We start from the raw sequence: 6,224 nt of genomic DNA, 5'->3' as shown, positions 1-6,224 counted from the left end.
GAGGCGCGAGTCAACGGTTAGGTTTCGCCGCGCATCGAGAACGACCGCAGCCGCTCCCCGGCGAACCAAGCCGTGAGGAGCACCAGCACCGCGGTCGCCACCAGGAGGTAGCCGGTCCCGACCGACTTGCCCTGCAGCGCCACGGTGTCGTCCAGGGCGGAGGCCAGGTTGCGGCCCCAGGCGCCGATGCTGAGCCAGCGCACGCCGCTGAGCAGGTTGCCCAGCAGGCCCTCCCACAAGAACACGAACAGCAGCCCGAGCACGACGGCGTGCCGGGTGACGGCGGAGAGGGCCAGGAACAGCCCGCAGTACGCCGCGGAGGCGAGCAGCCCGGCCGCGAACCACGCGACGGCGGCCCCGGGCCGCGAGGCGTCGATGACCAGCCCCGCGATCGGCAGGGACAGCGCCCCGAACCCGATGGTGGCCGCCAGCGCGACCGCGAGCTTGCTGGTCGCCACCAGGTAGCGGTTCACCGGCTTGGCCAGCAGGTAGACGATCGAACCGTCGTCGATCTCGGGTCCCAGCACCGAGGAGGTGGCCAGCAGCGCCACCAGCGGCACCACCAGGGTGAGGCCCAGCCCGGAGACGATGTCGAGGTAGCCGACCCCCTCGCCGGCCAGCGCCCGCACGACCACAGCGAGCGCGACCATGACCGCCGGGATGCTCAGCAGCAGCAGGAAGCGCCGACGCCCGAGGAGCGCCTGAGCCGAGAGCCGCACGACGGTGGCGTTCATGACTGCACCAGGTAGGAGAACACGCTCTCCAGAGACTCGTCGGTGGGCACGACCTCCAGCAGGCGGATGCCGCTGTCCCGGGCCAGGTGCGGCAACCGGTGCGCGAACACCCCGAGGTCGGCGACCTCCACGTCCAGGCCGCCTCGGGGGCGCAGGGCCACTCCGTGGACCGAGGGCTCACGGATGAGCAGCGCCGCCAGCTGCCGTTCGTCGCTGCAGGCGATCACGTAGCGGTCCGGCCGGTCGGTCATCAGCCGCCGGATCGCCCCGAAGTCCCCGGACGCGGCGTGCCGGCCCGACACCACCACCTCGATGTGGCGTGCCACCTGCTCCACCTCCTCGAGGATGTGAGAGCTGAACAGGACGGTGCGCCCCTCCTCGCCCATCCGGTGCAGCAGGTCCATCAGGTGCAGCCGCTGCCGGGGGTCGACGCCGTTGAACGGCTCGTCCAGCAGCAGGACGCCCGGGTCGTGCACGAGGGCCGACGCGAGCTTGACCCGCTGCCGCATGCCCTTGGAGTAGGTGCTGATCCGTCGGTCGGCCGTGTCGACCATCTCCACGACGCCGAGGGCCCGGTCCGCGGCGGCGCCCGGCTCCGGCAGCTTCTGCAGCTCGGCGTTGGCTCGGACGAACTGGCGACCGGTGAGGTAGCCGAAGCTCAGCTCGGGCTCGGGGACCAGGCCCATCAGCCGGTAGGCGTCGGTGTGCCGCCAGACGGCGGTCCCGTCCAGGGTCACCGTGCCGGACGAGGGGGCGAGGAAGCCGGCCATCATCGCGATCAGCGTGGACTTGCCGGCGCCGTTGGGTCCGAGCAGGCCGGTGACCCCGGGCCCGACGCGCATGCTCACGTCGTTGACGGCGACCACGTTGCCGTACCACCGTGAGGCGCGGGTCAGCTCCAGCACACTCATCGTCCGGCCACCCTCCGGTAGCGCAGCACCAGGGCGCCCGCGCCGCCGACGACCAGCGCCAGTGCCACGACGAGGTAGCCGGCCTCCATCGCGGCCCCGGTCGGCGGGGTGATCGACCCGGCGCTGACGTCGGCGAGCGACTCGGCGAGCCCGCGGTAGAGCGAGTACGGCGAGAGCAGGCCGGCGTACTCCCCGACCCACAGCTGGTCCTGGCTGTGGGCGATGCCCTGGATGGCGGCGATCACGCCGTACCCGAACAGCAGCACCGCGATCGTCGCGACGACGGCGAACCCGCGCCGGGTCGACCAGGAGCTGATCAGCCCGGCGACGGCGGCCAGCATGCCCGCGAGCAGGGTGGCCAGCAGCGCGGCGATCCCGGCGTCGCGGGACTGGTCGGTCACGTCGGTGCCGGCGAGCAGGGCGCCCACGTAGAGGACCAGGACGGGGGTGAGCAGGAACACCAGCAGCGCGGCGACGAGGGAGGCCCAGCGGGTCACGGCGTACGTCGCGGCGTGCATCGGCCGCGCCAGGTACAGCACGATCGAGCCGTACCGCAGGTCGTGGGAGAACAGGATCGGTGCCTGCGCGGCGGCGAAGACGCTGACCAGCATCTGCGTGGTGCCGGCGTACGCCGCGTAGTCGGTCGGCAGCTCCTTCAGGCGCAGCGTGACCATCACCGTGACCAGGATCAGCGCTGGCACGAGGTTCAGGCCGAGCAGGATGAACGGCAGGATCTTGGACTTGCCCGACCTGCCCAGGCCGAAGGCGTTGCGCAGCCCGGTGACGAACAGCGCCCGGGCGATCAACGGCTCGGCCTGGCGTGGTCCGGCGTACGGGCGGTAGCCCAGGTCGTGGATGACGCCGGTGCGGCTCTGCGCGCGCGGAGGGTCAGGCGTGGATGACATGCTCTTCCCCTTCCCGGAACACGTCCTCGATCCGTCGGTGGTCGACCTGGATCCGGACCAGGCCCACGCCGAGCGCGCAGGCGGTGTCGCGAATCAGGTCGTGCACGTCCTGCTCGGCGCTGCTGGCGGTCGCCTCGACCGCGATCACGTGGCCGCGCGGCCGGCAGGGGAGCCCGGCTGCGGCCAGCGCGTTGCCCATCAGGTCCTGGGCGCCGTGGTCCCCGATCACCTCCACCAGCAGGGTCCCGGTGGTGTGGAGGAAGTCGGTGGTCGCGGAGGCGCGCAGCAGCCGGCCGCCGTCCAGGACGACGACGTGGTCGCTGACCCGTTCCAGCTCGCCGAGGAGGTGGGAGGTGACCAGCGCGGCGATGCCGAAGTCCGCGCCGATCCGCTGGATCAGGTGGAGCATCTCCTCGCGCGCGGCGGGGTCCAGCCCGTTCGTGGGCTCGTCCAGCAGCACCAGCCGCGGGTCGTGCACCAGGGCCTGGGCCAGCTTGGCGCGCTGCTTCATCCCGGTGGAGTAGCCGCCCATCGGTCGGTACCGCTCCTCGCCGAGCCCGACGTGGCGCAGCACGTCCGCAGTGCGCTCCCGGGCGGCGTGCCGCGGCAGCCCCGACATCTGGGCCAGGTGCACCACGAAGTCGCTCGCGCTCACGTCCGACGGCAGGCAGTCGTGCTCGGGCATGTAGCCCACCAGGCCCCGGATCGCCGCGCCCTCGGTGGCGATGTCGTGGCCCAGCACCGTGGCACCCCCCGAGGTGGGCGCGAGCAGGCCCAGCAGGATCTTGATCAGCGTGGACTTCCCCGCCCCGTTGGCGCCCACCAGGCCGGTGACGCCCTCCCCGATGGCGACGTCGAGGCGGTCGAGCGCGACCACGGACCCGAAGTCCTTGGTCAGCTGCTCGGTCCGGATGGTGTCACCCATGCCCAGGACCCTACCGACTGCACCGTGCGGTTGGATGGTTACCGGGACAGCGGGGTGCCGTTGACCCGGTGCCAGGGCAGCGGGGGCTCACCACGGGACTGGCGGACGAACTCGCCGAGGAACCAGCGCTGGAACTCCGCCTGCTCGGGGGAGCGGGCCAGGGTCAGCAGCCGCTGGCCCCGGCAGAACTCGTCGGCGAGGTCCAGCAGCGCCAGCATCTGCTCCACGGTCACCGCGACGTCGCGGTGCATCGTCACGTGGAAGTCGACGGTGTCGTTGCCCGCCTCGATCGCCTCGTTGAGCTGGGCCCGGACTTCTGGGGGGTAGACCACGTCGAAGCGGTGGAAGATCTCGGCGAGGTTCTTGGCGAGCGGGTAGTCGGCCTCGTGGGCCAGGGACAGCAGGTGCACCTCGCGCCGCAGCTCGCGGTAGTGGCGGCGCAGGCCCAGCACGGACCCGACCGGCACGTCCTGCAGGGCCACCGGGGCCAGCTCGGCGGGGTCGTCGGGCACGCGGGGGCTCGGCAGGTCGTCGAGGTGGAAGACCGACCCCTCGATGAAGCCGTCGTGGCTCGGGGCGGTCGCCGGCTCGAACCAGACGACCTTGCCGTCCTGCTCCATGGCCGCGCCCCAGGCCACCGAGCAGCGGGCGACGATCGACAGGCCGCGACCGAAGGTGGCCAGCAGGTCGTCGAACTCGTGGCTGGGCTCGGGCACCAGCAGCACCGGGGGCTGCTGGGAGCCGTCGGCGACCTCGACCCGCGGGTGCTGGGAGGTGCCACGGACCCGGACCACGATCGGGTCGGCCGCGTGCAGCAGGGCGTTGGTGACCAGCTCGGAGACGCCGAGCTCCGCGCACTCCTGCAGGTCCGTGCGACCGATCTGCTGGCACGCGGAGGCCACCCACCGCCTCGCCTCCTGCACGGAGCGCGGGTCGGTGTCGAGCGTCAACGCGAAGTGGCTGGTCGGCACGCGGGGGTCCTGGGTCGAGGGGTGGTCGTCGGCTGGCTCCTACCCGGTCGGGGGTCCGCCAAAACCCCTGCCCGAGAAGTTTTGCTTTGGCCCAGCCTGCCACAGGTTTCTGCGGTGGGTGCTGCCACGGGTATTCCCCGGAGGGCTGTGAGTAAGGAAACCCTAACCTCAACTGGCCCGGGAGCCCTCCTCCGCGAACAATGGAGGCATGACCACCCCACCCAGCACCGACCCCCGGCACCGCGTCGTCGTGATCGGCTCGGGGTTCGGCGGACTCTTCGGGACCAAGGCGCTGCGCCGCGCGGACGTGGACGTCACCGTCGTCGCCAAGACCACCCATCACCTGTTCCAGCCGCTGCTGTACCAGGTCGCGACCGGCATCCTCTCCGAGGGGGAGATCGCCCCGCCCACCCGCGAGATCCTGAGCCGCCAGAAGAACGCCCGGGTGCTGCTCGGCGAGGTCACCGACATCGACCTGACCGCCCGCACGGTCACCTCCCAGGTGCTGGGACGCGAGACCGTGACGCCGTACGACTCGCTGATCGTCGCCGCGGGGGCCGCGCAGTCGTACTTCGGCAACGACCGGTTCGCCGAGTTCGCACCCGGCATGAAGAGCATCGACGACGCCCTGGAGCTGCGCGGGCGGATCTTCGGTGCGTTCGAGCTCGCCGAGCTCGGTGCCGCGAGGGGCGAGGACGTGGACCACCTGCTGACCTTCGTGGTGGTGGGGGCCGGGCCCACCGGCGTGGAGATGGCCGGGCAGATCGCGGAGCTCGCCCAGCGCACGCTCAAGCGCGACTTCCGAGCGATCAACACCCGGCACGCGCGGGTGCTGCTGGTCGACGCCGCCGCCCAGGTGCTCCCGGCCTTCGGGGCCAAGCTCGGCGCCAAGGCCGTCGACCGGCTCGCCGACCTCGGGGTCGAGGTGATGCTCGGGGCGATGGTCACCGAGGTCGACGAGCGCGGCCTGCAGGTGTCCTTCGCCGACGGCCGGCAGGAGCGCCTCGAGGCGGTGACCAAGATCTGGGCCGCGGGCGTGCAGGCCTCCCCGCTCGCCGCGATCCTGGCCGAGCAGACCGGGGCGTCCCTGGACCGGGCCGGCCGGATCGGCGTCAACCCCGACCTCACGCTGCCGGGGCACCCCGAGGTGTACGTCGTGGGCGACATGATCGACCTCGACCAGCTCCCCGGGGTGGCGCAGACGGCCATCCAGAGCTCCCGGTACGCCGCCAAGGCCATCGACCGGCGGGTGAGGGGCAAGGCCCCCCAGCCCCCGTTCCGCTACTTCGACAAGGGGTCGATGGCGATCATCTCCCGCTTCGGGGCGGTGGCGATGATCGGCCGGCTGCGGTTGTCCGGTCTGCTGGCGTGGGTGCTGTGGCTGACGATCCACCTGCTCTACATCGCCGGCTTCAAGAGCCGGGTGACCGCGCTGCTGCACTGGGCGGTGTCCTTCATCGGCCGTGGCCGGGCCGAGCGCACCACCACCGAGCAGCAGGTCTTCGCGCGCCGGGCGCTGGCACGGCTCGACGGTGGCGTGGCCGGCCTCGTCTCCGAGCCCGCCGAGCGTCCGCTCCAGGACCGAGCGACCGGCTGAGTCAGCGGCTCAGAACAGCGACCGGGTGGTCACGGTGTTCGTGGTCAGGAACACCGCCACGGCGGTGAGCATCGCCAGCGGCCGGAGCACCCCCTGCCCGTCGTGGAAGAACGTGAGGTAGCCGGTCGTCACCACCCCGAGCAGCGCCACCAGCATCAGCGAGCCGATCACCAGTCGCAGG

The 6,224-nt window shown here is 72.0% G+C and carries 6 protein-coding genes; 1 reads left to right on the top strand and 5 read right to left on the bottom strand.

Going from position 1 to position 6,224, the window contains the following annotated elements; all coding sequences use genetic code 11:
- Positions 1–17 precede the first annotated feature (17 nt).
- From PLP61_RS14060 to PLP61_RS14040, 5 genes are read right to left on the bottom strand one after another with little or no spacing between them, the layout of a single operon-like run.
- The gene (locus PLP61_RS14060; protein ID WP_324503373.1) at positions 18–734 is read right to left on the bottom strand and encodes an ABC-2 transporter permease; all 717 of its coding nucleotides are present in this window, start codon (positions 732–734) and stop codon (positions 18–20) included.
- On the bottom strand, positions 731–1,645 hold the full coding sequence (locus tag PLP61_RS14055; protein ID WP_324503372.1) for an ABC transporter ATP-binding protein: 915 nt from the start codon (positions 1,643–1,645) through the stop codon (positions 731–733). The genes PLP61_RS14060 and PLP61_RS14055 overlap by 4 nt, the downstream gene beginning before the upstream one ends.
- Entirely contained in the window at positions 1,642–2,550 is a 909-nt protein-coding gene (locus tag PLP61_RS14050) for an ABC transporter permease (RefSeq protein WP_324503371.1), read from the bottom strand. The genes PLP61_RS14055 and PLP61_RS14050 overlap by 4 nt, the downstream gene beginning before the upstream one ends.
- On the bottom strand, positions 2,534–3,475 hold the full coding sequence (locus PLP61_RS14045) for an ABC transporter ATP-binding protein (protein ID WP_324503370.1): 942 nt from the start codon (positions 3,473–3,475) through the stop codon (positions 2,534–2,536). The genes PLP61_RS14050 and PLP61_RS14045 overlap by 17 nt, the downstream gene beginning before the upstream one ends.
- 38 nt (positions 3,476–3,513) lie before the next feature.
- The gene (locus PLP61_RS14040) at positions 3,514–4,446 is read right to left on the bottom strand and encodes an ATP-binding protein (protein WP_324503369.1); all 933 of its coding nucleotides are present in this window, start codon (positions 4,444–4,446) and stop codon (positions 3,514–3,516) included.
- A 208-nt stretch (positions 4,447–4,654) separates the two neighbouring features.
- On the opposite strand from PLP61_RS14040, the gene PLP61_RS14035 reads away from it, so the two are divergent.
- Positions 4,655–6,043 (top strand): NAD(P)/FAD-dependent oxidoreductase, encoded by a 1,389-nt coding sequence (locus tag PLP61_RS14035; RefSeq protein WP_324503368.1) that lies wholly within the window; start codon positions 4,655–4,657, stop codon positions 6,041–6,043.
- The last annotated feature ends 181 nt before the right edge of the window (positions 6,044–6,224 follow it).

It is taken from the genome of Nocardioides sp., from assembly GCF_035429765.1.
GTDB lineage: Bacteria > Actinomycetota > Actinomycetes > Propionibacteriales > Nocardioidaceae > Nocardioides.
This window is presented reverse-complemented; position numbering and strand designations above follow the sequence as displayed.

Coding starts and splice junctions, on each gene's coding strand:
- PLP61_RS14060 (WP_324503373.1), bottom strand. CDS start 734: ATGAACGCCACCGTCGTGCGGCTCTCGGCTCAGGCGCTCCTCGGGCGT.
- PLP61_RS14055 (WP_324503372.1), bottom strand. CDS start 1,645: ATGAGTGTGCTGGAGCTGACCCGCGCCTCACGGTGGTACGGCAACGTG.
- PLP61_RS14050 (WP_324503371.1), bottom strand. CDS start 2,550: ATGTCATCCACGCCTGACCCTCCGCGCGCGCAGAGCCGCACCGGCGTC.
- PLP61_RS14045 (WP_324503370.1), bottom strand. CDS start 3,475: ATGGGTGACACCATCCGGACCGAGCAGCTGACCAAGGACTTCGGGTCC.
- PLP61_RS14035 (WP_324503368.1), top strand. CDS start 4,655: ATGACCACCCCACCCAGCACCGACCCCCGGCACCGCGTCGTCGTGATC.